Source organism: Candidatus Baltobacteraceae bacterium (assembly GCA_036489885.1).
Taxonomy (GTDB): domain Bacteria; phylum Vulcanimicrobiota; class Vulcanimicrobiia; order Vulcanimicrobiales; family Vulcanimicrobiaceae; genus JAFAMS01.
Window position 1 is genome coordinate 2,014,952 of record DASXEW010000003.1, and the last position, 21,723, is coordinate 2,036,674.

General features: G+C 60.3%; 23 protein-coding genes and 4 tRNA genes. 16 read left to right on the plus strand and 11 right to left on the minus strand.

Annotated elements, in window-relative coordinates:
* Positions 1 to 9: 9 nt before the first annotated feature.
* From otnK to VGG22_15925, 4 genes are read left to right on the plus strand one after another with little or no spacing between them, the layout of a single operon-like run.
* The gene (gene otnK, locus VGG22_15910; protein HEY1729860.1) at positions 10 to 1,278 is read left to right on the plus strand and encodes a 3-oxo-tetronate kinase; all 1,269 of its coding nucleotides are present in this window, start codon (positions 10 to 12) and stop codon (positions 1,276 to 1,278) included.
* Positions 1,275 to 1,907: a 3-oxo-tetronate 4-phosphate decarboxylase gene (gene otnC, locus VGG22_15915; protein HEY1729861.1), complete on the plus strand. Its 633-nt coding sequence runs from the start codon at positions 1,275 to 1,277 to the stop codon at positions 1,905 to 1,907. The genes otnK and otnC overlap by 4 nt, the downstream gene beginning before the upstream one ends.
* Positions 1,904 to 2,689, plus strand: coding sequence for a 2-oxo-tetronate isomerase (gene otnI / locus VGG22_15920; protein HEY1729862.1), 786 nt, complete (start codon positions 1,904 to 1,906; stop codon positions 2,687 to 2,689). The genes otnC and otnI overlap by 4 nt, the downstream gene beginning before the upstream one ends.
* Positions 2,686 to 3,837, plus strand: coding sequence for a zinc-binding dehydrogenase (locus VGG22_15925; protein ID HEY1729863.1), 1,152 nt, complete (start codon positions 2,686 to 2,688; stop codon positions 3,835 to 3,837). Before otnI ends, VGG22_15925 begins: the two co-directional genes overlap by 4 nt.
* On the opposite strand, the gene VGG22_15930 is transcribed toward VGG22_15925, so the two are convergent.
* Together VGG22_15930 and VGG22_15935 are read right to left on the minus strand one after the other, a co-directional pair.
* Positions 3,834 to 4,259, minus strand: a complete 426-nt coding sequence (locus tag VGG22_15930) for a VOC family protein (protein ID HEY1729864.1) — start codon at positions 4,257 to 4,259, stop codon at positions 3,834 to 3,836. The genes VGG22_15925 and VGG22_15930 overlap by 4 nt on opposite strands.
* A 129-nt stretch (positions 4,260 to 4,388) precedes the next feature.
* A tRNA-Thr gene (locus tag VGG22_15935) sits at positions 4,389 to 4,463 on the minus strand.
* 348 nt (positions 4,464 to 4,811) lie between these two features.
* Between VGG22_15935 and VGG22_15940 the strand changes: the two genes are divergently transcribed.
* Entirely contained in the window at positions 4,812 to 4,997 is a 186-nt protein-coding gene (locus VGG22_15940) for a hypothetical protein (GenBank protein ID HEY1729865.1), read from the plus strand.
* Here the strand turns inward: VGG22_15940 and VGG22_15945 are convergent.
* Positions 4,994 to 5,383 carry a hypothetical protein gene (locus VGG22_15945; GenBank protein ID HEY1729866.1) on the minus strand — a complete coding sequence of 130 codons (390 nt, stop codon included), beginning with the start codon at positions 5,381 to 5,383 and terminating at the stop codon, positions 4,994 to 4,996. The two genes, VGG22_15940 and VGG22_15945, sit on opposite strands and share 4 nt — an antisense overlap.
* 108 nt (positions 5,384 to 5,491) lie before the next feature.
* Here VGG22_15945 and VGG22_15950 point away from each other — a divergent pair, with 108 nt between their 5' ends.
* Complete coding sequence (locus VGG22_15950; GenBank protein HEY1729867.1) at positions 5,492 to 5,905, plus strand: STAS domain-containing protein; 414 nt, start codon at positions 5,492 to 5,494, stop codon at positions 5,903 to 5,905.
* Here the strand turns inward: VGG22_15950 and VGG22_15955 are convergent, their stop codons facing one another.
* Positions 5,906 to 6,853 (minus strand): HD domain-containing phosphohydrolase, encoded by a 948-nt coding sequence (locus tag VGG22_15955; GenBank protein ID HEY1729868.1) that lies wholly within the window; start codon positions 6,851 to 6,853, stop codon positions 5,906 to 5,908. It lies immediately after the preceding gene.
* A gap of 95 nt (positions 6,854 to 6,948) precedes the next feature.
* Positions 6,949 to 9,333: a hypothetical protein gene (locus VGG22_15960; protein ID HEY1729869.1), complete on the minus strand. Its 2,385-nt coding sequence runs from the start codon at positions 9,331 to 9,333 to the stop codon at positions 6,949 to 6,951.
* A 59-nt stretch (positions 9,334 to 9,392) separates the two neighbouring features.
* On the opposite strand from VGG22_15960, the gene VGG22_15965 reads away from it, so the two are divergent.
* A complete protein-coding gene (locus tag VGG22_15965) occupies positions 9,393 to 10,817 on the plus strand; it encodes a tetratricopeptide repeat protein (GenBank protein HEY1729870.1) in 1,425 nt (474 codons plus the stop codon).
* On the opposite strand, the gene VGG22_15970 is transcribed toward VGG22_15965, so the two are convergent.
* From VGG22_15970 to VGG22_15990, 5 genes are all read right to left on the minus strand, one after another.
* Positions 10,814 to 11,134 (minus strand): DUF5985 family protein, encoded by a 321-nt coding sequence (locus VGG22_15970; GenBank protein ID HEY1729871.1) that lies wholly within the window; start codon positions 11,132 to 11,134, stop codon positions 10,814 to 10,816. The two genes, VGG22_15965 and VGG22_15970, sit on opposite strands and share 4 nt — an antisense overlap.
* Before the next feature lie 2 nt (positions 11,135 to 11,136).
* Positions 11,137 to 11,394 (minus strand): DUF5985 family protein, encoded by a 258-nt coding sequence (locus tag VGG22_15975; protein HEY1729872.1) that lies wholly within the window; start codon positions 11,392 to 11,394, stop codon positions 11,137 to 11,139.
* On the minus strand, positions 11,387 to 11,773 hold the full coding sequence (locus VGG22_15980; protein HEY1729873.1) for a helix-turn-helix domain-containing protein: 387 nt from the start codon (positions 11,771 to 11,773) through the stop codon (positions 11,387 to 11,389). Before VGG22_15980 ends, VGG22_15975 begins: the two co-directional genes overlap by 8 nt.
* 64 nt (positions 11,774 to 11,837) lie before the next feature.
* Positions 11,838 to 13,613 (minus strand): glycosyltransferase family 2 protein, encoded by a 1,776-nt coding sequence (locus tag VGG22_15985; protein HEY1729874.1) that lies wholly within the window; start codon positions 13,611 to 13,613, stop codon positions 11,838 to 11,840.
* Positions 13,610 to 14,527 carry a hypothetical protein gene (locus VGG22_15990; protein HEY1729875.1) on the minus strand — a complete coding sequence of 306 codons (918 nt, stop codon included), beginning with the start codon at positions 14,525 to 14,527 and terminating at the stop codon, positions 13,610 to 13,612. Before VGG22_15990 ends, VGG22_15985 begins: the two co-directional genes overlap by 4 nt.
* 180 nt (positions 14,528 to 14,707) lie before the next feature.
* Between VGG22_15990 and VGG22_15995 the strand changes: the two genes are divergently transcribed.
* The 9 genes from VGG22_15995 to VGG22_16035 all read left to right on the plus strand — a co-directional run bounded on the left by VGG22_15995 (position 14,708) and on the right by VGG22_16035 (position 19,886).
* Positions 14,708 to 14,795: transfer RNA gene (locus VGG22_15995), tRNA-Tyr, on the plus strand.
* A 6-nt stretch (positions 14,796 to 14,801) separates the two neighbouring features.
* Positions 14,802 to 14,875, plus strand: a tRNA-Gly gene (locus tag VGG22_16000).
* An 11-nt stretch (positions 14,876 to 14,886) separates the two neighbouring features.
* Positions 14,887 to 15,753 carry a branched-chain amino acid ABC transporter permease gene (locus VGG22_16005; GenBank protein ID HEY1729876.1) on the plus strand — a complete coding sequence of 289 codons (867 nt, stop codon included), beginning with the start codon at positions 14,887 to 14,889 and terminating at the stop codon, positions 15,751 to 15,753.
* Positions 15,750 to 16,664, plus strand: a complete 915-nt coding sequence (locus tag VGG22_16010; protein HEY1729877.1) for a branched-chain amino acid ABC transporter permease — start codon at positions 15,750 to 15,752, stop codon at positions 16,662 to 16,664. Before VGG22_16005 ends, VGG22_16010 begins: the two co-directional genes overlap by 4 nt.
* The gene (locus VGG22_16015; protein HEY1729878.1) at positions 16,657 to 17,394 is read left to right on the plus strand and encodes an ABC transporter ATP-binding protein; all 738 of its coding nucleotides are present in this window, start codon (positions 16,657 to 16,659) and stop codon (positions 17,392 to 17,394) included. The genes VGG22_16010 and VGG22_16015 overlap by 8 nt, the downstream gene beginning before the upstream one ends.
* On the plus strand, positions 17,394 to 18,107 hold the full coding sequence (locus VGG22_16020) for an ABC transporter ATP-binding protein (GenBank protein HEY1729879.1): 714 nt from the start codon (positions 17,394 to 17,396) through the stop codon (positions 18,105 to 18,107). Before VGG22_16015 ends, VGG22_16020 begins: the two co-directional genes overlap by 1 nt.
* A 21-nt stretch (positions 18,108 to 18,128) precedes the next feature.
* Positions 18,129 to 19,322: an amino acid ABC transporter substrate-binding protein gene (locus VGG22_16025; GenBank protein ID HEY1729880.1), complete on the plus strand. Its 1,194-nt coding sequence runs from the start codon at positions 18,129 to 18,131 to the stop codon at positions 19,320 to 19,322.
* Positions 19,319 to 19,747, plus strand: a complete 429-nt coding sequence (locus VGG22_16030; GenBank protein HEY1729881.1) for a RidA family protein — start codon at positions 19,319 to 19,321, stop codon at positions 19,745 to 19,747. Before VGG22_16025 ends, VGG22_16030 begins: the two co-directional genes overlap by 4 nt.
* 64 nt (positions 19,748 to 19,811) lie before the next feature.
* Positions 19,812 to 19,886: transfer RNA gene (locus tag VGG22_16035), tRNA-Thr, on the plus strand.
* 391 nt (positions 19,887 to 20,277) lie between these two features.
* Here VGG22_16035 and VGG22_16040 read toward each other — a convergent pair.
* On the minus strand, positions 20,278 to 21,657 hold the full coding sequence (locus VGG22_16040; protein HEY1729882.1) for a tetratricopeptide repeat protein: 1,380 nt from the start codon (positions 21,655 to 21,657) through the stop codon (positions 20,278 to 20,280).
* Between the last annotated feature and the right edge of the window lie 66 nt (positions 21,658 to 21,723).

The window sequence follows — 21,723 nt, forward strand, 5'->3', positions numbered from 1 at the left end:
CGCGACGGCGTGGCCCTGCTCTTGGGTGCGATCGCTGACGATTTTACCGGCGCTACCGATCTCGCGAATACGCTCGTGCGCGGCGGCATGCGAACCATTCAAACGATCGGCGTCCCCGCGGCTAGTGCGGCGCTCGACGAGGCCGATGCAATCGTCGTCGCGCTGAAGAGCCGCTCTATTGAAGCCGAAGAGGCGGTGCGACTTTCACTCGAAGCTCTCGCAGCGCTGCAAGCGCGCGGCGCGACCAAATTTATCTTCAAGTATTGCTCGACGTTCGATTCGACGGACCACGGGAACATTGGCCCGGTGGCCGATGCACTGCTCGACCAGCTTGGATCGGATATGACGATCTTTTGTCCGGCGTTTCCGGAAAACGGCCGGCGTGTCTTTAACGGGTACTTGTTCGTTAACGACGTGCTGCTCTCGGAGTCAGGGATGGAAAAGCATCCGATCACCCCGATGACGGATCCGAACCTGTTGCGTGTGCTGGGGCGTCAGACGAAGCATAAGGTCGGCAAGATCGATCTGGCGCGCGTGCGCCGCGGCGAGGCTGCTATTCGCACCGCGATAATGGAAGCGCGCGCACACGGCGTCCGTCATCTCGTCGTCGACGCCGCCGGTGACGAAGATTTGCACGCGATCGGCCTCGGTACGGAGGAGTTGCGGCTCATCACGGGTGGTTCAGGGATCGCGCTCGGTCTGCCATCGTTGTTCGTTCGGCTCGGAATGCTGGAACGCGGTCCCGGCGTCGATGCATTGCCGCACGTCGACGGACCCGCGGTCGTGCTCTCCGGCTCGTGCTCGCGCGCGACGCTCGCACAGGTTGAGTACATGCGCGCGCGGCGGCCAACATTCTCGATCGATACGACGGCATTGGATCGGGCCGACGGGCTGGTTGAGAGCGCGCTCACCTGGGCAGGCGACCATTTACATGAAGCGCCGATTCTCATCAGCGCCAGCGCGCCGCCCGACCAGGTTGCGCAGACGCAGGCACGTTTCGGGAAAGAGAAGGCGGGCGAGCGGATCGAGCACGTCTTCGGGACGATTGCACACGAATTGCGTGCGCGCGGAGTTCGGCGATTCGTCGTGGCGGGGGGCGAGACGTCGGGCGCAGTCGTGCGCGAACTTGGTGTGAGCGCCCTTCGTATCGGCCGCCAAATCGATCCCGGCGTGCCGTGGACCGAGACTGTCGGTTCGCCGGCTATCGCCCTGGCGCTGAAGTCCGGGAACTTCGGGAGCGAGGATTTCTTCTTGCGCGCAATCGAGCTAGCACCGTGACGCACAACTCGGAGCGCGAAGCACTTTGCAAAGCCGGCGCGCATCTTTCGGCGCGTGGTCTTTCACCCGGAACTTCGGGCAATATAAGCCTGCGCGTCGATGACGGCTGGATCGTGAGTCCGACGAACGCCGCGCTCGGGAGTCTCGAGCCCGAATCTCTCGCGCTCATCGATGCGACCGGTGCGCATACGGGCGGCGCTGCACCGACCAAAGAGAAGTTTCTGCATGCTGCCGTCTATGCGGCCCGCAGCGACTTCGGTGCGATCGTCCATCTGCACTCGACGCACGCGGTCGCATACGCGTGTCTGCGAGATCTCGATGCAAGTGACGCGTTTCCGCCGATTACGCCGTATACGGTCACGCGACTCGGACGAGTGGCGGTCGTCCCCTATGCGCGTCCGGGAGATCCGCGGCTTGGTGAGCTCGTGGGCGGAGCCGCGCATCGGCACCATGCAATCTTGCTGGCCAATCACGGACCTGTCGTTGCTGCAACGTCGCTTGAGGCGGCAGTTGCGGCCATCGAGGAGCTCGAGGAGAGTGCGAAGTTGTATTTCTTGCTGCACGGACATAAGACGCAGTTCTTGACGGACGAACAGGTCGACGAGCTACGGAGCGTATTTGCGTCGTGATCAAGCTCGCCGCAAATCTCTCCATGATGTTCAACGAGGTTCCGTTTCTCGAACGATTCTCGGCTGCGGGCGCCTGCGGTTTCAAAGGTGTGGAGTTCCTGTTTCCGTACGAGCATCCGCCGCGCGACCTAGCGGAGGCGCTCGATGACGCGAAGCTCACGCAGGCGTTATTCAATCTTCCGCCGGGTGATTGGGCGTCGGGCGAACGGGGCATGGCTGCGATCCCTGGTCGCGAGCGCGAGTTTGCGGAATCAATCGACGTAGCTATCGAATATGCCGCTGCGCTGCGCTGCCAGCGAGTGCACGTCATGGCCGGACTGCTGCCCGCGGATGCATCGATCGAAGACTGCGAGCGTGTCTATGAATCGAATCTTCGTTTGGCTGCTTCACGGCTTGCACAACGACGCCTCGAAGGTGTTATCGAACCGATCAATCATCGCGATATCCCGAATTATTTCCTGAACACCACGCGGCAAGCGATCGCCGTGATCGAACGCGTTGGAGCGCCAAACCTCAAACTGCAGCTGGACCTGTATCACGCTCAAATTACCGAGGGCGATCTCGTGCATCACGTGCGCGATCTGGCCGGACGTTACACGCACGTTCAAATCGCGGGAAATCCGGACCGTAACGAACCCGACGTGGGTGAGGTCAACTACCTGTACGTGCTCGAGCAGCTCGACGCATCGGGCTATGCGGGCTGGGTCGGCTGTGAGTATCGCCCGAAGAACGGGACGCGCGAAGGGCTTGGGTGGGCCCGGCCGTATGGAATTACGGTATGAAGACACGTGTTGCGATCCTCAGCGACTTTCAACGGCCGCGGCCCTATGCTACGAGCCGTCCGCTTTCGATCGAAGAGATCGAGCTCGAGGATCCGTCGTACGGAGAAGCACTCGTTCGTATCGAGAGCGCGGGCGTTTGTCACTCGGATCTCTCGACGATCGACGGAATTCTCACGAAGCCGCTTCCGATCGTGCTGGGTCACGAAGCCGCGGGCGTGGTGGAGAAAATCGGACCGGGGGTCACGACCGTACAACCCGGCGACAAAGTTGTGTTCTCGTTCGTTCCGACGTGCGGGAAATGCACGCCATGCGCGATCGGACGACCGGCGCTGTGCGAGCCGGGCAACAAGGCGAACGCGGCTGCCGATCTGCTTCGCGGGACGCGTCGATATAAGCGTAACGGTGAGATGATCGGTCACCATCTGGGCGTGAGCGGGTTCGCAGAATATACGGTCGCGGCGGAAGAGTCACTGGTGAAGATTCCAAGCGATGTGCCGGGTGAGATCGCCGCGGTATTTGGCTGCGCTGCATTGACTGGGCTTGGCGCCGTGATTTACACTGCGCACGTCGTGCCGGGTAGCAGCGTCGCCATCTTCGGCGGCGGCGGCGTCGGCCTGATGACGCTGCTCGGTGCGGTGCTCGTGAGCGCACATCCCGTCATTGTTGTGGATCCGGTCGAGAAGAAGCGCAAGAAGGCACTCGAGCTCGGCGCTGATTCAGTCGTCGATCCGGCGGACGGCGACGTGGCAAAACAGATTCAGAAGATTACCGGAAGCGACGGCGCGCAGTTCGTTTTCGAAGTCTCCGGGACGACGAAGGGCTTCGAGCAGGCCGTGCAGTCGACGTCGCGCGGCGGAACGATGGTCGCAATCGGCATTCCCCGCGGGTCGGAACAAGCCGGAATTTCACCGGCGCAGCTCGTTTACGGCGACCGCACGTTGCGCGGTGCGTTCATGAGCTCGGCGGTCCCGCGTCGCGATATTCCGCGCTACGTTGCGCTTTGGAAAGCCGGAAAATTACCGGTCGACAAGCTCATCACCGGCACGATCGGCCTCGACGGTCTCAACGAAGCAATGGACGCACTCGCCAGCGGCGAGGCACTGCGCACGATGGTGTGCCCGCACGTGATGGCGGGCGTGAAGGCCTAGTCTTTCGCGCCGGTTCCGTTGAACACGATGCCGGCTTTTTGAACTTCCTCGTAAGGTAACAACCAAACAATCGATTCATCGTGTAAATCGACGACTTGCACGCGGTTTCCGAACGGGTCGATGAAATCGCAGCGGAAGGGCGGGATCAGCTTGATCCCGTATTTTCCAACCAGCTTCTGACGGATTTCCCCAAGCTGCTCCTCATCGCGAACCATGAGTCCGAAGTGACGACTACGCGAGGGCGTGACTTTGTCGACTTCAAACATCGCCAAGAACTGGTGTTCACCGAGCTTGAAGAACGCGTCGCCTTCGCCGCCGTCGAGCTTTTCGAGATTGAAGACGTCTTGATAAAAATCGACGCCCTTCTTGATGTTATCGACCTCGATCGCGATGTGGTTGCAACCGTAAACTTTGACAGCCATATTCGCCCAGACACCTACCCATCTCGGCGGGATGCGGTTGGCTGGAATTCGTCGCCGTCAAGGTCTTCGTCTCGTACGTCGTCGTTGTTTTCCATTGCGATCTCATATGATGGTGTATTCACAAAATGCTGGAGCCGATGCCCGGAATCGAACCGAGGTGACACGATTACAAATCGTGCGCTCTACCAACTGAGCTACATCGGCAAGGTTAGGGAGAGTTGAGTTTCTGACTCGACCAACGGGGTCGGAGCCTTCTGGGGTTTCTTTCGGTGCCCTGCCGTCGAAAGCAGCGATTTTCTCAATGGGTTCGCTCGGCCTCAGAGTCTTTCGGCGCGTCCGCGGCCTTTATTAAGACCCCGATATGTTGACGTTAACGAGTGGCAGTTCAAGTGCGACCACGGATATTGGGGTGCCCAACTCGTCGAGCCGTATGTCGACGAAGAGATCAGCTGGGCGATCAAGGCGCACCAGGCGCTGCGTTTCTTTCCCGACTACGAGCCCGACGAATATATCAAGCACGAATACGACACCGCGCGAAATCACAAATGGCACATGACTGCGCGAATGATAACCGTCCACGATATCTATTCATTCGATCCCAACGCGAAAGTCAGTTGGGAGCCGTTCGTCGACATTCTCGGCCGAAATGTTCGCCAGCCTGAAGAAGGTCTCGACAACGACAGCAGTCCGTCCGCGCACATGTGGCGCACGATCCGTCGCCCGACAAAGTATATCTAGGCGGAAGACTCCGTAGCCTTACGCATCACCGGCAGAACGGCGGTGACGCAATCGCCTTTGCCGTCCGGATCGGGTGCGACGTCGAGTGCGCCGTTGAGCGCGCTTGCGAGCATAAGCCGCCAGCCCTCGCTCGGTGCGACGCCGACCGGTTCTATCGTCGGAACCATGTCCAGGACTTCAATTAAGGCTGCGCCATCCGCGCGCCACGTGATCTCGAGGGTCGCTTTGCTCGGGGCACATCGCGAGATGTTGCCGAGCAGCTCGTCGAGATAGGCCTCGACGAGAATCATATCGGCTGCCTCGCTCTCGCTCTCCAAATACTCGAGAATCTTGTGCTTCACCGCGCTTGCGCCGAAGCTGAGGCCTTCCCATTCGACAACCAGCATTGCGGCTTCTTACCCTGCCTGGGGAGCAAGTAAACGCAATCATGTGACAATCGTCATATTCGAAACCAGTTCACGAAAAAAAATCAAGCGAGGAAGCGTCGGCGTGCAGTGATTGGAGGCGCTGGTGTCCAACCGGAGTATGTTTTGTCGGAAACGTACGCGACGCTGACCTTCACCGGCGGCCTCGACATATCGAGATATCCCGAAATAGTCGAGACCTTTAGAAGCTCCCGCGACGAAGGCTCGTGCGTCATCGTCGATTTGAGTAGCGCTACGTGGATCGACTCGGTCTTCATGACGGAATTGCTGGTATTCTATCGCAAGGCCGTGAAAAATGACCGCACGATGGTTATCGTGGCGACGGGCAACGTCGAGAAAATGCTTGCGATTGCCGGCATCAATCGCCGGATTCGCGTCGTCGCGAATCTGGACGATGCACGAAAATCGCCCGCGCGCGCGGCGTGGGAAAAGCAGCATCCAAATGCGCGTCTCGTTCGAGACGGCGACGGCGCGGAGTGCTAGCTAGCTCGCGATAAGGTCGATCAGTGCGCGGACGACGTCGGGATCGAATTGCGTCCCGGCGTGCCGTTGCAATTCTGTGGCCGCGTGCGCCGGCGAAAACGGCGTACGATACGGACGGCGGCCGATCATGGCGTTGAACGAGTCGGCAACGCTGACGATGCGTACGCTGACCGGAATGTTCGTGCGCTCGAGTCCATCCGGGTAGCCCGTGCCGTCATAACGCTCGTGGTGCAAGCGCACCATTCCGCCGAAATCGGCGAGCTTCGGTTGGCCCTTGATGATCTCGTGCCCGGTGATGACGTGCTGGCGTACAACCGACGTCTCCGCATCGGTCAGCGGGCGCGGCGCGCGCAACAACTCGGTCGGGCACTGCGACTTGCCGATGTCGTGAATCAAGCCACCGCGCGCCACGAACGTGCCTTCGGAACGTGTGAACGACATACGGTTGGCGATCCGCGCGCACCAAGCCGATACGGCGCGGCAATGTTCGGCAGTTTTTTCGTCGGCGTTTTGAATGCGGCCGAGCATGTCGGCGAGCAATACGTCGAGCTCATCGACCGTATCGTGGCGGAAGCCCGCATCAACTTGGCGCGGTTTGTTCGCGACTTGGGCGAGCGCGGCTTCAAGTTCGTCGAATTCGCTCAACCCAAGCGACGTACGAATCGCCGGTACCGCGGATGTAATGAGGCGCCGAATCGCCGGGGCTTGGGGCCGCTCGGAACAAGCAACGTCCGCCCACGATAGCAATGGCGTCCACGTGGCGTCGGTCAGCGCTTCGGCGACCCGATCGACGAACATATCGGCGATAACGTCAAGCGCGACCGTCTGTTCTTCGGTGGGCGCCGCGCGCAGCAGGATTGCCTCGCGCAGGCAATTTCTCTCCCGAAGGACCCGCTGGGCGAGACCCTTGTTGGACGCAAAATTGGGCCGCGATTGTAAGGCTTGCATGACAATCACTAGGGTCGACCGGGCTCCCAAGCTAGCATAGGCATATCACCTCGGCAAGGGACCTTGCATCACTTTCCGTGCCCAGCCTCGGGCACCTACATGGCCAGAGGCGGAACCCGCGCCGGCGGCTGGGCCGGCAGGGCCTCGAGCATGGCCGCAACGCCGCCCATCTCGTGCCGGCGGAGATCCTCGAGCGCGGCCAATACCCCGGCGTGGTCCCGCTTCTGGGCCCAGTGGACGTGGAGCAGCTCGGCACAGTGCACGAGCGCCCGGATTGCCAGGCCGAGGCCTCCCAAGCGAGGGTCACGTCGTACTTCTTCCCAGGCAACGTCGTCTCCGAACATCGAGAGCACGACTAAGATGTACGCCAGGGCCTGAGCGGCATATTTGCCCGGCGCGGCCCCGGCACTCTCGCGGCGCGCCTCGGCGAGCGCCGTGCGGGCTTCCTCGATCATTCCGGCCGCGGCGCTGTACAGGCCGATCTCGGCCCATCGCAAGGCTCGGCGATCCGGCGAATCCTGATCGGGCGCCGTATTCGCGAGCAATCGTCCGGCGTGCGCGAAGTCGCCGGTCCAGGTCGAGCGCAGCGCTTGGCCCGGCAAAAGCGCCTTCGTTGCCTCGTCGGTCATTTGCAAGACGTCGGCGGTATTCAAGGAGCGTTCGATCGTCGACATCATCGCGCCGGCGCCGCGCTCGGCTTCGATGTAGTACGCCGCGATCAGCGCCCACTCACGGATATGCGTGTCGCCGCACTTGAGCGCGAACGACGCGACATTCTCGACATACTCGAGGGCTTTGCGTGGATTCGCCTCGTGTACGTGGGCGATCTCGTACAAGATGCTGTAGGCGCGCGCGGCAACGTCATATAGTCCTGCGGGTCCTGCGATCTCGACAACCGCGGACGCAAAGGTGTGCGCATCTTTGATGTCGCCGATGCGCAAGGCGACGAATGCGGCCTGATGGTACGCACGCGCTCGCTGCGAATCGGTGAGCGAGGGCGCGAGTTTCGGCAGTGCCGAGATAACGAGCGTGCGCGCTTCGTCGTTCCGGCCGACTTGCACGTAGGCCGTCGCGAGCGTGCAACACAGAAGCGGATGAACATCATGCCCGCTCGCAAGCGCCGAGACGATCGCAGGTTCGAGCAAGTCTATGCTGTCCATGCGGCCGCGTCGCAATAAGTCGAGGCTGTAGCGGTAAATGAGCCGCAAGCGCAAGCGTTCGTCGTCGAGCTCGTGCAGAGCTAGGCGATACCACGCCTCGGCCGTATCGTAACGAGCAGCTTGGGAATCGATGACGGCGCGCAATCCGAGAATCGCCGGGCTTGCATGTTGCTCGTCTTCGGGCAGCATACGGATTACCGACTCGACCGCATCCGTTTCGCCCGTTTCGATTAGGCCGAGGCCGTATTTTGAAAGCAAACGCGTGAGCGCACTGGTTGTTGCCGCGCGTCCATGATATTCCATCGCTTCAGGGATGCGATCGAGCCGCTCGTAAGCGACTGCCGCGCGAATGAGCGCATCACGCTCGACGCTCTCGCCTTGTTCGGACAGCACGCGTAAGAGAAAATCACGAAAAAGACTATCGTAGCGGTAGACGCCTTCGCCAAGCTCCTCGATGTAGGGGCCATCCCAACCGGGCGCGTCCGCGAGTCCTTGAAAGTGCCAATCGGATGCGCGCAGCACGTTACGTTCGAGGATCCTGAAGACCGAGGTTTCGAGCAGGAATCGCTGCGCTGGCTGGCTTTGGGATTCGAAAACGAGACGCGCGAGCGCGTCATAGATTTCGGCTTTGCTTGCGGAGATCTCGAGAGCCGGGAGCGTCTCGGCTTGCATGAGCGCAAGCGCCGCCGCTGACGGCCATCCGTCCGACGTGCGCAAAGCCGCGTCGAAACCGCGGGGCGACAACGTTAGACCAACCGATTGCGCAAGCTGAGCGACTTCGCCCGAGGTGAATCGCAGTTCGGATTCGTCGATCGGCCAATCCATTTCGCGCTGCGCAAGCCACGACGACGGCGAAAAGGCCTTGGACGAACGGGTTGCGATGATCCACTTGACTGCGCGTGGTGACGCGTCGATCGCGTGTGAGAGAAAATCGCCGACGTCATCCGAGCCTGCGTGGTGCAGGTCGTCGATTGCAATGCGCACGTTCGTGTTGCGCAAATGCTCTCCAAGCCACGTAGCGAGCTCGCCGAATGGAGCTTGTGATTGCATCGAACGTTCGTAAGCCATCGTGAACGAGAGATGCGCACCCGGAACGAACGGCTCGAGCGCCGAGCTGAGTCCGCGCAGAAAGCCCAGGAGCGACGTTGTGTCGGGATCGACGCGATAGAAGGCGCACGGTTCTTGCTCGCCGTCGAGAAACTGCTTAAGGGCGACGCTCTTCCCAAATCCGGCGTCGGCGAGCAACAGCAAAACACGATTCGTCTTAGAACGGCGAATACGCTCGACGACGCGCTCGCGATGGATGCGCCAGCGGTGCATGATCTCAGAATTCGCAGCTTGGCAGCGTCTTACCCGGCAGGGTCCGAAGAAGGGCTGAAATGACGGAAAGTGCCGGAATGACGGCTCGCCAAGCGGCGTACGTCGATATCGAGCGGTTTCTGGAAGCGCCTCGCGAGCTCTTTGCTCCGAAGCACCAGCGCGCGTGTCTTCTCAGCATGCTCGGGCGGCGTGAAGAAGCGCAGACGGCGTTCATGGAACTGCTCGCCGAGGACCCAACGAACTTTGGCGTCCTCAACGACTTCGGTATGTTTTTGTTTTCGGGAGGCTTGCGAAGGCCGGCGCTCACCGCGCTCGCCGAAGCGGTCAAGTGGCATCCCGAGGATGCCGTCGGTCACACGAACCTTGCAAGTCTCTATTTAACCGAAGGCGACCTGGCACAGGCACGCGCGCACTTCGAACAAGCTCTCGCGATCGATCCGAATCCAAAAGCGTACGAAGGCCTTAGCCTTGTACTCGAGCGTCTCGGCGATATCGCGGGCGCGCGCGCACACCGGCCGACAGTCGTGCGAGAGCCGAGTGCAATCCAAGCATTTTTACATAACGGCGACCCGGTCAAAGTCTTACTGGTCGAATCGGTGATCGGCGGAAATCTCTACGCGCACGATTTGCTGCGGACGCCGGCGTTCGATGTCCGCCAAGTCTTCCTCGAATATCTTGAACCAAATGTCCCGTATCCCGAGCACGACGTCGTCTGGAACGCGATCGGCGATGCTGAACGGTGCGCTGCGCTGCTGGACTTGGCGCCTGCCGTCTTTGGGCGAACCGATCGTCCGGTGTTGAACCGTCCCCAAGCGGTTCGGACGACGAGCCGCACGCACAATGCCGAGCGGCTCTCATCGATCGCGGACGTCATCACGCCACACGTTCTCAAAGTACCTCGGGAACGTCTTGCACATATCGATGGACTACGTTATCCGATTTTATTGCGGTCACCGGGATTTCACACCGGTGAGTATTTCGTGCGAGTTGAGTCGGCCGGCGAACTTGCGGCTGCAGCGGCGAGCTTGCCGGGACGCGAGCTGTTGTTGATCGAGTTTCTCGACGTCCGGAATTCCGACGGCAAGGTGCGCAAGTATCGTGTCGTTATCGTGGATGGAAAACTCTATCCGCTCCATGCTGCGGTCGCGGAACAGTGGAAGGTGCATTACTTCACCGCCGACATGGCCGAGAATGCCGGACATCGTGCCGAGGATGCAGCCTTCGTCGAAAGCCTCGAAGCTACGATTGGAACTCGCGCGCTTCGCGCTTTGGAGAAGATTCGCGAGGCGCTCGATCTCGACTACGGCGGGATCGACTTTGCGATTGACTCTAACGGTCGCGTCGTCGTGTTCGAGGCGAACGCAACCATGATCGTCCCGGAGCCTGAAGATGACGAACGCTGGCGTTATCGCCTACCGCCGGTCCAGCGCATCTATGACGCGGTTCGTTCGATGCTGGTCAAGCGAGCGCGCTTTACGGCTTAGAGCGCGGCTCGACGCCGCTGATAAGTCTCGAGATCGGCCGGTGCCTCCAACGGAGGACGCGCGCGGCTGCTTCGGTTTTTATCCCAAATCGCCGCAAGAATTAAGAGCGACGTCACCAAGCGTGGGACATAAATAGCCGGATGGTTGACCTCGGGCGAGTTCGTGATTCCCAACGCGACCTGCGTGATCCCAAAGATGATGAACGCGGCCGCGAAGTATAGGAAGAAACGATCCCGTGTGCGGACGAAAGAGCGCAAAAACGCGATTGCGGCGACGAACGTAAGCGCAGCGACCACGCCCGACAGCAACGCATACATCGTCAGCCTGCCTCCCAGATCAGTCCATAGCAGAGCACACCGAGACTGACCACGACAGGTACGAGACGCCACGAAGAGAGATCGGTCTGCGGTAGTAGCAAGAGATCGACGTAGAGCAGAACGTTGTTGAACGTCAATCCGGCAAATGCGAGTCCGCTCCAAAGCAGTAACCGCACGCGCGAGCGAACGTATCCACGTAAGAGGAGGACGGTGCACGCGGTGCTCGTCAGGATGCCGATGATGTAGACGGTCTCAGCCATCCGTCGAATCCTCACGGAGCCGAAACGCATCGGCGAAATGTTGCAAGGGATCGCGCTTCGCAGAGAAGATTCGATCGATGACGGCAGAGCGTCGCTCTTCGTACACGGTGCCGAGCCGCTTTACCAAAGCATCGTCATCGCTGCTTGCCGCGTAGCGAAAGGACACGCCGTCGCGTGCAACCAGGCCATGTGCGACGAGTGAAACGAGGCGGAGACCGACCGAGCGTCTCGAGCTGCGCAGGTGTTCGCTCAATTCAGCGATCGTCCAGCTTCGCTCGGCGTGCGCCAAAAGCAACAGGACCTCGACCTGCTCGACTGAGTCGATGCAGTACGCGATGAAAGACTCGATCTCGCTAGGGAAAGCCTGCGACTCGGGCACGAGGTCCCCATACCCAGCGTTCGGGCGCTCGTAAACTTTTTCGGACGTCAGACGAGGGAACGGACTATATCTCGCGGCGAGGACGAAGCGCGGCCTCCTCGGGAGTAAACTGAAAGGTCGGTATTCCGAAGATCTCGTCGGGTGAACGGTGCAAGAACACGTCGAGCATTTTTTCGCGCTCGGCCTGTATAAGGGGGCGATCGCGAAGGGGAACGGTCCTGTATACGAATGCGAGGCAATCGCGAGCAAATTCGCCGTTCAGGAGTCTTGATGAAATCCCCGCACCGTCGAGCCGGGGTCTGTATTCGTTAGTAAAATGATCAACATGCAGAAGATCCGCGTACACCGAGGATCGCATGACTTGCGCAAGGTCGGTTTCCATGTAGTACTCAGCGCTACTCCTCGCGGCTTCCGGGGCATCGTCAAAGAGGCCGATTTGTTTGAAGAACCGAGTGCGCGCCATCATGCTCATTGACGTTATGGCGACATTGATCAATACCCACGTCGGATCGTTCGGCACATTAGGGGGTATGCGATAGCCGCATTCGTAGACGGCGCCGTCGGCCTCCAACACGGCGTAGGAGTACACCGTATTGCCATGCGCGACGTCTCCTCCGCAACGCTCCAGAGCCTGAGCCAGCCGCTCGACGTGGTCGGGGAAAAGACGATCGTCATCTGCGATCGCTGTGACATATTCGCCGTCGGCAGCACGCCAGCCGGCCTTCAGTGCGTTCATGCCGCCGACATTGCTCTCGAGCTCGACGAGTTTGATACGAAGGAACGGGAATTCATCGCATAACTCCCGGAGCGACGGGCCGCCATCATTCACGAGCACGATTTGAAGATTTGGATAGCTTTGCTTCGAAAGTGAGATCAGCTGCAATCGAACTTCATCCGGCCGGTTGTACGTCGGACATACGACGGAGACGAGCGTTGCTTCGGCCGTCGGCTGGATTCCCGCTTGGAGCGGCGGCGGTAAAGCGGCCGAAAACTTTCGAATTGACGAGGGCCTGCCGGCCGCATCTTGCACCGCTCGACAGACGCTTGCGGGTTCCCAAGCCGTAAAGAATGTCGCGCGAGAGATGAATTCTTCGACGCCCGTCGTGCTGCTCGCGACGACGGGAAAACCGCGTTGGGCGAAGGCGATCGCGGCGCCCGGATCCGCAAGCGAGGCATCCACGATGCAGGAAGCATTTCGGAGCAGATCGGCGACACTGTCGTCGTCTGCCGGCAAATACTTTGCACGAACGCTCGGGAGCTCGCCCTCCGAGCAGACGATCCACGTCTCGGTCTGCAACTCCTCGAGAGAAAGGGCGAGAAAGGCCGTCTCGGTTGCGTTGAGTTCCGGCGCCCACACCACGACACGTGTCTGTCTTGTGGGAGCCCAGATCACATTGGGAAGCTCGTGGGGAACGACAAGAAGCTCGTATTCGCGCCAAAACCCTCCGGTAATCTCGTGATAGCGTAAGGCCTCGAAATGCGAGTGAAAGAGCTGCGCGGAGCCGAGGGCTACAAATTCGCGTACGAGAGCCTCAGGCCACATAAAGTCATTTTGCGGGTTGCTGTCGATCGAGGTGTCGGCAAGAGCGGTGAAAGCGGTACGACGGTTCTCAGAAGACAAGTCTCGCATGGCGATGTCGGTGGCGAGTTTCCAGACCATCGCGGCACGCGGTTCGTTCCAAAGCACGAAGTGGTAGGTGCGCTCACCGCGTTGCCTGCACTGGATCGCTGCCGGAAAGGCTTGACGTAACGCAGCGATGTCGGTAAAGACCGCGTCAAATGCTACCGTTCCGAGCCGGGCCGCAAGCGTGTCGGCCTGCCGCCCGAAGGAGTGAATCATCTGCTCATTGCCGCGTTTGTGAGGCGCGGTGGCATGACCGGGAAGGCGTGTCGCGCGCTTGCGGGCCGGCCGAGACTTTGGAGCACGCCCCAGTACACGGTGCGGTGTGCCCATGGGATGAACAGGCCCACCGGCGAGACGAATTCGGCGGCACCGGTCGTCCAGCTCGACACGACCGGAAAGCCACGCTCTGCAAAAGCGATCGCGGCAGCAGGATCGGAAAGCGAGGAATCGACGATACAAGAGGCGCGTCCCAAAAGGTCCCGGACGCGAGGATCGTCGCGATGGATGTAATTCGCGCGGACGTCCGGCGCGTCGCCGTCGGAACACACCACCCACGTCTCGGCGTGCAATTCCTCAAGTGCGAACGCGAGAAAGCTCGTTTCGGGGGCGCTTAGATAAGGCGCCCAAATCACCACGAGCGGTTCTCTTGTCGGACGCCAACTCACGTCGGGCAATTCCGCGGGAACGACGAGTAGCTCCCATTCACGAAATGGCGTGTTAAAGTTTTCTCTGAATCGCTTCACTTCGCAACGCGACCGAAAGAGCTGGACAGCGGTCATCTCTGCGAATTTGCGTACCTCTTCGCTAGGCAGCGCCAAGAGAAGACTTGCAGGCTGCCCGTTCACCAGCACATTTTGGAGATAATCAAGCCGTTGCAATGAATTGATCGATGAGTTTCGGTGATCAAGGCTCGAGGGCGCAGCGAGAAGCTTGCTCGCAATGAACCAGGTTACGGCGATTCGAGGTTCGACCCAAAGCAGCATTCCATAGAGCTGCTCTCCTCGGGCCCGGCGTTCGCGCGTTTGAACGGACGCCTCTTGAAGATGCGATATATCTGAGAGAACGGCATCAAACGGATCGCCGAGTCGCGCGCTCAGTGCGGCGCTCTCGGGGCCGAACGCGTAAATCATCTGCGCGGTTTAATTGGAAAAGTATACGGCCGTACCTGTGACCACGCTGCCTGGCTGGTCACCCTAAGGAGTCGGCCGTCGATGAGACCACAACTCGGACGCGGCCGGCCCTCACTCGAGACGGGTACGCGAGGGGTCTCGGGGAGAGAACTCAAAAGAAGGCGGCCGCCGCGTTTACGTGGGTAGGTGGTCGAGTGGTTAAAGGCACCAGACTGTAAATCTGGCACGCGAAAGCGTTACGCTGGTTCAAATCCAGCCCTGCCCACCAGTTTTCGCGGGTGTTGCATAGTGGTAATGCCCTTGCCTTCCAAGCAAGAGATGCGAGTTCGATTCTCGCCACCCGCTCCAAGGATTCGCGAATGCACGTCGTCCAGCTGCTAGTCAACGGAATTTTGCTGGGCGGCGTGTTCGCACTTTCGGCGCTGGGCTTCAACATTATTTTTGGCGTCATGCGCGTCGTGAATCTCGCGCACGGCGATTTCGTCGTGTTGGCCGCGATGCTGTGTGCGTTCATCTTTGGCGCAATCGGAATCAATCCGTTAATCGTGCTTCCAGCGGTGATCGTGATCGGATTTCTCGCGGGCGCTGCGATCCACCGGTTTCTGCTGCGCAAGCTTCCGGGCGAGATAGCATCCGCGGAAGCCTCATCGCTCACATTGACGTTCGGGCTCTCGTTCTTTCTTGCCGGCGGTGGGCTGGCCGTGTTCGGCGGCTCGTTTCGTTCCGTTCCGTATCTGACCGGCGCGTTCCAGATCGACGGGATCTCGGTTCCGCAGGCTAAGCTGCTCGCATTCGTTGCAGCGCTCGTGCTTGCAGTGCTGCTCGGCGCGTTCTTGCGTTTCACGCGTCTCGGTTGCGCAATACGCGCGACGAGCCAACACGTCGAGGGCGCACTCGCGTGCGGCGTCGACATCGATCGCGTCCGTACGCTCAGCTTCGCACTCGGCACGGCGGTCGCGGCTGCGGCCGGGACGCTGATGAGCATGATCTACAACTTGAACCCGCAGATGGGCGTCGAGTTCACGGTCAACGCGTTTGCGGTCGTCGTGATCGGCGGGCTCGGCAACTACGCGGGGTGTATTCTCGGGGCAGTCATTCTCGGACTCGCGAATGAGTTCACAAGCTACTACGTCGGCGCGAGTTTGGCGGAAGCGGCGCCGTACGTACTGTTCATTCTCGTATCGCTATTGCGGCCTTCCGGACTGCTCGGGCGGCGAACGGCGTGAAGCGGCTCGGCTGGCCGCTTGCGATCCTGGCGGTGATTGCGCTTATCATCGCGCCGCTTCGCTTAAACGGCTACTTCGTGAACCTCATCTATATAACGATGGTTTACGTCGGCCTTGCGTACGGTTGGAACATCATCTCCGGCTACGCGGGGTACTTCTCGTTCGGACAGATCACGTTCTTCGGTTTGGGCGCGTACGCGACCGGATTCCTGATCAACTACCTCCACTGGTATTGGATGCTCGCTGCCCTCGGCGGTGGTCTCGTCGCGCTTGCCTTTGCCTTTCCGCTCGGGTACGTGATGCTGCGTTTGCGTGGCCCGTTCTTCGCGATGGGAATGTTCGGCATGGCGCAAACGGTGCGCGTGCTCATTACAGCTTTCCCGGCGACGGGCGCGGGCGCAGGCCTTTTCCTGCCACCCGGAAGCGACATTACCGCCGTCTATTACTGGACGCTGGCCGTTACGCTCGGCGCGCTCGCGCTGACGATCTGGATCGATCGCAGCGCATTCGGCCTACGCTTGCAAGCGCTGCGTGAAGACGAACAAGTCGCGGGCACCCTCGCCGTCAACGTCACGCGCGAGAAGATTTACGCGTTTGCGATGAGCGCCGTGATTCCAGGGTTGCTCGGCGGCGGGTTCGTCTATTTCTTGACGTACATCGAGCCGGATGCCGCGTTTTCATCGCGGCTCGATTTACAATCGATCGTCATGACGATTCTGGGCGGCGTCGGGACGGTGTGGGGACCGCTTGTCGGCGGCGTCGTCATGACGCAAATCGCCGAGCAGCTGTGGGCCAAGTTCCCACAAGCATATCTGATGATTTTCGGCGGACTGTTGGTCGCTTTGCTCTTGCTCTTGCCGCGCGGCATCGTCCCAGCGCTGCGCGCGCGCTTCGGCACCGCCGATGGGTGAAGCGCTGCTGGTCGTCGACAGCGTCTCGGTCGCTTTCGGCGGCGTCGAAGCCTTGAGTGGTGTTTCGCTCGAGGTCCGCGCGGGAGAAGTGTTCTGCTTGATCGGCCCAAACGGCGCCGGAAAGACGACGCTCTTCAACGTGATCAGCGGAATCGTGCGCCCTTCTTCGGGCGACGTACGTTTTCTCGGCGCGTCGATCTTGGGTTGGCCTTCGCATCGAATCGCCTCGGCCGGCGTCGCACGCACCTATCAAATCGTTCGCCCGTTCGGTGCGCTTAGCGTGCTCGACAACGTCGCGGTCGGCGCGCTCGCGCATGCGCGTTCTAAGAAGCTGGCGCGCGCCGCCGCTCGCGAAATCGTCGAGTTCGTCGGCCTTGGACATCTTGCGCGCCGTCGCGCATCGACGTTGACGCTCACGCAGCGCAAACGCCTTGAAGTCGCGCGGGCGCTCGCGCTGCAGCCCAAGCTGTTGCTGCTCGACGAAGTAATGGCCGGTTTGACGCCGACCGAAATGGACGCCATGGCCGAGTTCATCGCGGAGCTCGGCAAACGCGGGATCGGGACGGTCTGCGGTATCGAGCACGTCATGCGGCTCGTGATGCGCATCTCGCAGCGGATCGTGGTGCTCGACGCTGGGAAGAACATCGCCGAAGGCAATCCTCGAGCAATCGTTTCGGATCCGCGCGTCATCGAAGCGTATCTCGGCGCGCCGATCACCGAGGCTCCCTAGTGGCACTGCTTGAAGCATCGGGTCTCGAAGCGGCGTACGGCGACTTTAAGGCCTTGCACGGCGTTTCGTTCACGATCGAGCGCGGCGAGATCGTCAGCATCGTCGGTGCGAACGGGGCCGGCAAAACGACGACGCTCAAATCGCTGCTCGGGATCATGCGCCCGTCGGCCGGCACGATTATCTTCGACGGCGCTCGTATCGATGGGTGCAGGCCGGCCGATATCGTCGAGCGCGGGCTCGCGCTCGTTCCGGAAGGGCGTAATCTCTTTCGCGAGATGTCGGTCGAGGAAAATATTGCAATGGGCGCGCACGTGCCGCGCGCGCACAATGGGATGCGCGAGCGAATGCAGCAGATGTTCGAGCAGTTTCCGATGCTAGCGCAACGCCGCCGTCAAGCCGCCGGAACGCTCTCCGGCGGACAGCAGCAGATTGTCGCCATCGCCCGTGCGCTGATGTCGGAGCCGAGCGTCTTACTGATGGATGAGCCGTCGCTCGGACTCGCTCCGAAAGTGACGCTCGAAGTCTTTGGGCTCATTCGCCTGATCAATGCGCGCGGAATCGCCGTCGTGCTCGTGGAGCAAAACGTCGTCCAGGCGCTTGATCTCGCGTCGCGCGCGTACGTTATAAGCGAAGGACGGACGGTAATGGAAGGCGCGGCGGCCGAGATTCGCGCGAATGAAGACGTGAAGCGCCGCTTCCTAGGAGAGGTTTGAGGACTGCGCCAATCGGAGCGCATGAAGAGAGAAGGCTTTCTTGGGGGAATTGCTGCCGGAACCGCGGCGGCAGGTTTGGGAATTTGGCCGGCGTCCGCGCAGAGCAATCCGATTACGTTGGGCGCTGCAGTCTCGCTGAGCGGTATCTTTTCGGACGGCGGGCACTACTCGCTCGAGGGCTACCAGCTCGGTATCTCGCACGTCAACGCGCAAGGAGGGGTGCTTGGGCGTCAGCTCGCGCTCAAGTATTACGACGATCAGAGCGCGCCGGCGACCGGCGTGCGCTTGTACGAGCGTCTTATCAACGAAGACAAAGTCGACATTGTAACCGGCCCGTATGGGACCGCGATCTCGGCACCGGCTGCGAACGTCGCGGCGCGCTATAAGATGCCAATGCTCATGCCGGAGACCGCCGACGTCGTGATGTTCAGCCGCGGCAACCGGTATATTTTTCAGGGTCTTGGTCCGGTCCAGACCTATTTGTATGGACTACTCTCGATTGCACACGATCACGGTTTCAAGAAACTCGCGGTAATCGGCGGCGACACGGCATTTCCGCACTCGCTTGCAAACGCAACGCCGGAAGTGATGCGCGGTTTCGGACAAGGGATCGTCTATCAAGAGTATTATCCCGGCAACGCAAGCGATTTCTCGTCGGTCGTCGAGAAAGTGCGCTCCTCAGGCGCGGAAGTCGTGCTGGCGATGGCGTTCCCAACAGATTCGCTTGGCTTGATTCGTCAGCTCAAGCAGTCCAACTTCGCGCCGAAGATGTTCTATGAAGCGATTGGCGCATCGGATCCGCTCTTTGTGAAGAGCGTCGGGCGCGACTGCGACGGAACGTTCTCGGCCGTGGCGTGGAACTTCGCGGCAAAAACGCCGGAGAACGAGCGCTTCGTCAAAGATTATCGCGAGATGCATCATCGCGATCCGGATTATCACGCTGCGTCGAACTACTCGGCGATCATGCTTTATGCCGAAGCGATCAAGCGTGCCGGCTCACTCGATCAAGAGAAGATCCGCGATGCGTTTTCGAAGATGCGCGTGCACACGCTGCTCGGCAACTATCGCGTCAACGAGCAAGGTATCCAGCTTGGGTATACGTCGTTCATCGTGCAGTGGCAAAAGGGTCAGCAAGTGATCGTGTATCCGGGTAACGCTCCGGGCGCCGGCAAACCGGTCGTGCCCTTCCCCTTGTGGTCTGATCCGAATCGTTGAGCCTGGAAGTCATCCATCACGAGGGTTACGATCCGGCGATCAACTCGCTGTTCGTTCCCGCGATCAAGGTGGCTAGCGGAAAGCTCGTGTTTATATCCGGCGTCCACGCGGCGCCGGTGTATCACGATCATCCGCACATTCCCGAACAGTTCGATAAGATTCCGACCGATGCGGGCGAGCAAGCGAAGCTGGCGTTCTCGCACTTGTCGCTCGCGCTGAAAGCCGCGGGGTGCACGCCGCAAAACGTCGTCATGCTCACGCGATTCTTGACGAACATCGGTGAGGATCAGGATGCCGTGAACCGCGTCCAGGGCGAGTTCTTCAAGGGGCACTTGCCCACGAGTACGACCGTGGAAGTGAAGCGGATGGCGACGGATCCGCGCCTCAAGCTTGAAATTACCGTTATTGCCGTAGCGCCCGAGTAAATTAACGGATAGAATTGCAGGGCGAGCCGGTCGAAGGCAGTAGACTACGCGGCCCGCACAGAGTGCCGCCGTAGCTTAGCGGTAAAGCACCTCGTTGGTAACGAGGAGACCATGGGTTCAATCCCCATCGGCGGCTCCAGACTCCGAAACAGCCTTGACATGAAAAATGTCAGGGTTGTTTTCGTCAAAGCGATAGTCTTTTGCCCAGTTGATCGTCTTGCGCATATTGTTTGCCGGAGCGGCGACGCGCAGCGAAGCGGCACCTAGCGTGACTTGTCTGGGCAATAGACGGCAAAGGCGTCGATCCTACCGCGGTAATGAGCCGGTAATGCGCCGCGATGAGAGTGGCTCGAATAACAATTGAAAAAGATAACGCCCCGTCGCAAGCGGCCGGTCTTTACCTGAATACGGTAAGTAGTCCCAGTTCCATTATCGAGGATGATATCGTACGGAGCACAGTCCAACTGCGTGGCCTTACCAATTTGTTGCGAAATTGTTGCTGTTTAACGAACCGGTAGGCTGAGCTCGGGTTAAACGCCGGTCGCGAGTGTAAGCATCGATTCAACCGCATCAAGTGCGCGGTGAACGGCGCTGCGGCGGTATTCCCACATCTTTGCGACCGGCTCCGGCGGAATCGTCATCGTCGCATTGGCTTCGAAGAGCAACAGATTTCCATTGCGGTCGAGTCCAAAATCGACGCCGGCATAATCAAGGTCGAGCGCTGCGCCGATCGCGTCGAGGGCGGCCGTTGCCACGGGTCCGATCGCTTCGGGCATATATTCAAGGAAGGCAGCTTCCTCAAAACGGGATGTCGCTTCGCGCGCATTGTCGGCGGTGAAATAGTGGACCATCCACGTGGACGTGATAGCGAGGTGCAACGGATAGACTTGCCCGCCGACGATCATCGCGCGGTACTTCCGAACCTTCCCGTCGACTTTGCGTGCGTCGAGAAACTCGATCGCAAGCACTTCCGCACCCGGCAGACGAGACAGTGCGGCGCGAACGCCGCCGGAATCTTCGATCCGGACGAAGTGGTCGCCCGAATGATGCCCGGGCGCGCGCAACAGGAACGGAAACGCAAATCCAGCTTGCGCAAATACTTCGGCCGGATCTCCATCGAGCGCCCCGCGTGAAAAAAGCTGGATGCGCGGCGCAACGACGCCGGGCAGCGCACCCAGCCGGTAAGCGTTCTCAATCCGTGTCGTTCGCAAAACGGATGCCGGTTTATTCAGAACGTGCTTTGATGTCCTACGCGTAAGCTCGGCCGCTGCGTCGAGTGCAGCTGCGCAACGATCGGCGTCGCCGATCGCATTAAAAACGAGATCGTGTTCGGGAAGCTGCATCGCGGTATCGCTTACGTCGACAAACAGCTTAGTGATCGCGTACCGGTGATCGTCGAGAATGTGGCGCAGATCGACGTTGCCGCCTGCCGACGACAAGAGCAGAAGAACGTCGGCAACGGGTTTGCCGTCCCCCCGATATGGAACGCGGTCGATGCTGCGATCGCGGAAGCCGAGTTTGCGATGACGATCGGCGTTCGCATCATCGCCTAGTCGGACGAAGACCGCATTGAGACCCTGGTGTGCTTCGGCACAATCAGCGTCGAGTGCGAGCGCCGCTTCGAATGCATTGCGAGCGGCAGTGAGATTGCTGCCTTCCAGAAGCGCGACGCCGAGATTGACGTGCGCGGCCGGATTGTCCGGATGCCGCATAAGCGCTTCGCGATATGTTGCGAGAGCCGCGGCCGTGTGGCCGCTTCGGGCAAAGAGATTGCCGAGATTGTTGAGGGCGCCGAAATGGTGCGGGTCCACGTCCAGGACTGCAAAGTACGCGTTGCGGGCGTCCTCATCGCGACCCGATGCCTCGAGGTCTTTGGCTTCCTGGAAGAACGCTTCGGCGTCGTTGGGCACGGGTGGCCTTACCATCCAACACGGCCACTGTCCCTCGACCGGTGACGGTCGAGACGCTCGGAATGA

Coding starts and splice junctions, on each gene's coding strand:
- VGG22_15925 (HEY1729863.1), top strand. CDS start 2,686: ATGAAGACACGTGTTGCGATCCTCAGCGACTTTCAACGGCCGCGGCCC.
- VGG22_15930 (HEY1729864.1), bottom strand. CDS start 4,259: ATGGCTGTCAAAGTTTACGGTTGCAACCACATCGCGATCGAGGTCGAT.
- VGG22_15940 (HEY1729865.1), top strand. CDS start 4,812: ATGACTGCGCGAATGATAACCGTCCACGATATCTATTCATTCGATCCC.
- VGG22_15945 (HEY1729866.1), bottom strand. CDS start 5,383: ATGCTGGTTGTCGAATGGGAAGGCCTCAGCTTCGGCGCAAGCGCGGTG.
- VGG22_15955 (HEY1729868.1), bottom strand. CDS start 6,853: ATGCAAGCCTTACAATCGCGGCCCAATTTTGCGTCCAACAAGGGTCTC.
- VGG22_15960 (HEY1729869.1), bottom strand. CDS start 9,333: ATGCACCGCTGGCGCATCCATCGCGAGCGCGTCGTCGAGCGTATTCGC.
- VGG22_15965 (HEY1729870.1), top strand. CDS start 9,393: ATGACGGAAAGTGCCGGAATGACGGCTCGCCAAGCGGCGTACGTCGAT.
- VGG22_15970 (HEY1729871.1), bottom strand. CDS start 11,134: ATGTATGCGTTGCTGTCGGGCGTGGTCGCTGCGCTTACGTTCGTCGCC.
- VGG22_15975 (HEY1729872.1), bottom strand. CDS start 11,394: ATGGCTGAGACCGTCTACATCATCGGCATCCTGACGAGCACCGCGTGC.
- VGG22_15985 (HEY1729874.1), bottom strand. CDS start 13,613: ATGATTCACTCCTTCGGGCGGCAGGCCGACACGCTTGCGGCCCGGCTC.
- VGG22_15990 (HEY1729875.1), bottom strand. CDS start 14,527: ATGATTTACGCGTTCGGCCCCGAGAGCGCCGCACTGAGCGCGCGACTC.
- VGG22_16005 (HEY1729876.1), top strand. CDS start 14,887: ATGCACGTCGTCCAGCTGCTAGTCAACGGAATTTTGCTGGGCGGCGTG.
- VGG22_16015 (HEY1729878.1), top strand. CDS start 16,657: ATGGGTGAAGCGCTGCTGGTCGTCGACAGCGTCTCGGTCGCTTTCGGC.
- VGG22_16025 (HEY1729880.1), top strand. CDS start 18,129: ATGAAGAGAGAAGGCTTTCTTGGGGGAATTGCTGCCGGAACCGCGGCG.